Origin of the sequence: Pseudoxanthobacter sp., from assembly GCF_036822375.1 — a bacterium.
Lineage (GTDB): Bacteria > Pseudomonadota > Alphaproteobacteria > Rhizobiales > Segnochrobactraceae > Pseudoxanthobacter.
In genome coordinates this window covers 1-2,703 of sequence record NZ_DAISHT010000328.1, presented here as the reverse complement: position 1 = coordinate 2,703, position 2,703 = coordinate 1, and the positions used below count along the sequence as shown (strand labels likewise).

General features: G+C 70.2%; 3 protein-coding genes. 1 reads left to right on the top strand and 2 read right to left on the bottom strand.

The window, feature by feature from the left end; genetic code table 11:
* Positions 1–196: 196 nt before the first annotated feature.
* Entirely contained in the window at positions 197–1,438 is a 1,242-nt protein-coding gene (locus tag V7067_RS17205) for a Bcr/CflA family efflux MFS transporter (RefSeq protein ID WP_334177112.1), read from the bottom strand.
* Between the two features lie 72 nt (positions 1,439–1,510).
* The gene (locus tag V7067_RS17200) at positions 1,511–1,951 is read right to left on the bottom strand and encodes a MarR family winged helix-turn-helix transcriptional regulator (RefSeq protein ID WP_334177111.1); all 441 of its coding nucleotides are present in this window, start codon (positions 1,949–1,951) and stop codon (positions 1,511–1,513) included.
* Between the two features lie 463 nt (positions 1,952–2,414).
* On the opposite strand from V7067_RS17200, the gene V7067_RS17195 reads away from it, so the two are divergent.
* The coding region (locus tag V7067_RS17195) for a GTP-binding protein (protein WP_334177110.1) at positions 2,415–2,703 on the top strand (289 nt) is incomplete at its 3' end.

The following is a 2,703-nucleotide window of genomic DNA, read 5'->3' as shown; positions in this document are numbered from 1 at the left end:
ACCCCTGACCTCTGCAGTGCGATTGCAGCGCTCTCCCATCTGAGCTACAGCCCCGTGCCTTTCGTCGAAGGCAGGCGGGTTTTAGGGTCGGCAGGGGGGCGATGTCAAGCGGCGAGATGACGGGGCTGTGCATGACCTGTGCATGACGGTGCCGGCAGGGCTCATTTCTTCAGGCCAGCCAGCGGGTTGCGGAAAATCAGGCGGGGCCCGTGCGGGTGTCGGGGCGCCGGCGGGGGCGCAGCAGGATGTGGATGGCCAGTGCCAGCAGCGCCGAAGCGCAGGGCACGGTCGCCAGTGCCATGGCCGGGTCGGCGAACAGCGAGGCCGAGAGGCCGCCGAGGAAGCCGCTGGCCATCTGCAGGAAGCCGAGCAGGGCGGCGGCGGCCCCGGCAATGTGGGGAAAATCGTGCAGTGCGCCGGCGGTGGTTGCCGGCAGGATGAGCGCAATGCCGAAGGCCCAGGCCTGAAGCGGCAGGATGACCGGCCACAGCGAGGGGCCGAACACCCGCAGGCCGATGGCGAAGCCCAGCCCCGCCGCCACGCAGAACGCCAGCCCGATCGGCACCAGCCGCTGCGCCGGGATGAACCGCATCAGGCGCTGGGCGACAAGGCCGCCGAGAATATAGAACCCGGTCTGGTTCAGCATGGTGAGGCCGAAGGTGGCCGGCGACATGCCGAGCTGGTCGATGAGCACGAACGGCAGCATGACGGCGAGCATGTAGATGCCGCCCACGGTGAGGGCCATCACCAGAGCCGCGCGCATGAAACCGGCGCTGGAGAGCAGCGTGGCGTAATTGCGCACCAGGCGGGCGGGGTGCAGGTGGCCGGGGTCCGGGTTGCGGTGCGTCTCGGGGGTTGCCAGCAGCAGAACGGCGAGCAGCGCCGCGCCATAGAGGATCATCACGTAGAAGATGACGTGCCAGTGGGCGACCGTCAGGATGAGGCCGCCGAGGGTGGGCGACACCGCCGGACCGATGCCCAGCATCACGCCGATCATGCCCATGATGCGGGCGGCAGGCTGCCCGGTGAAGACATCGCGCACCATGGCGCGCGACACCGACAGGCCGACCGCCGCCCCCAGCCCCTGCGCCAGCCGGGCGCCGATGAGCCAGCCGACCGAGGGTGCCATGGCCGCCGCGCACGATGCCACGAGATAGAGCGCGATGAAGCCCAGCGCCGCGCGGCGGCGGCCGTAGGCATCGGAAACCGGGCCGCAGGCGAGCTGCGCGAAGGCGAAGCCGCCGAAATAGGCCGTCATCGTCAGGTTGACCGCGGCATGGCTGGCCCCGAAGGCGGCCGCCAGCGCCGGCAGGGCGGGGGAATAGAGCGACAGGCTGATGGGCCCGAGGGCCGCCAGCGCGCTGCCGATCAGGGTCAGGCGGCGTTCGGTGATGACCGGAGCGGTGGCGGCGGTCGTGTCTGGGCGGGTGGTCGTCACGGGGGCACCGGAGCTGCGGCAGGGCCGCGATAAACGGACGGGAGAAGGCGGGAAGGGAGAGACGGGACGGGGTCAGGCCGGCGGCGCGAGGCCGGAAAGCGCGCCGATGACGCCGCCGATCAGGGCGGCAAGGCGGCGGACATCCTCTTCGGCCAGCCCCGCCGTGGCATCGGCCCGCACCGCGCGGCACACCGCCTGCACCTTGGTCAGCACCGGGGCGGAGGCCGGGGTGAGGCGCACCACCTTGGCGCGCCGGTCGGCCGGATCGGGGCAGCGCTGCACCAGCCCGGCCGCCTCCAGCCGGTCGAGATAGGTGACGAGCGTCATCGGATCGATGTTGAGGTGCTCGGCCAGCACGTTCTGCCGCCGGCCCTCGCGCTTGGAGATGTGCAGGAGCGCGCGCGCCTCGCCGGCCGTCAGGCCCAGCCCGGCGGCCTCTGCGCGGGCATCGAAGCGGGCGCGGATCAGGCGGTGGGCATCGAGCAGCAGGAAGCCCAGCGGCACGCTGAGCACATCGCCTTCGTGGCCGCAGGAACCGGCCGGCGGTCCATCGGCCGGGGGAGTATCGGCCGGGGCGGCGACGGGCGGTGCGGACTTCAGGGATGCGGACTTCGGGGACGCGGACTTCGGGGACGCGGGCATGGCACTCGCACAGGGTCTTTGTTTTGCGCGCACGCAGGGGCTTCGGCGCGCGCGGGGGCTTGCGAACGGGGCGTGGCGGCCCGCCTGCTTTCCCGCGGCAACGATTCGCGCCCCGGCGATAGTCTGTAGAAAATATAATAGAGGTTTCTTATTATCTGTGGCCAGAACGGCTGTCAAAGGCCATTCCGGCGGCTTCCGCGGCGCTTTTTTGCATCGCGGCAGGCCGAAAACGGGCCGCGGGCCTTGCCCTTCGCGGCCGGGCCGCTATAGTCCGCGCCGAAACAGGGACAAGCGGGCGCGGCCGAACCACGCCCGCTTTTTGGTGCTGCACTTCATGAACCTGCGCAATATCGCCATCATCGCCCACGTCGACCACGGCAAGACCACGCTCGTCGACAAGCTGCTCCAGCAGTCGGGCACCTTCCGCGAAAATCAGCGCGTGGCCGAGCGCGCGATGGACTCCAACGATCTGGAGCGCGAACGCGGCATCACCATTCTGGCGAAGGTGACGTCGGTGTTCTGGAAGGACACCCGCATCAACATCGTCGACACCCCCGGCCACGCCGACTTCGGCGGCGAGGTGGAGCGCATCCTCAACATGGTGGATGGCGCGATCCTGCTGG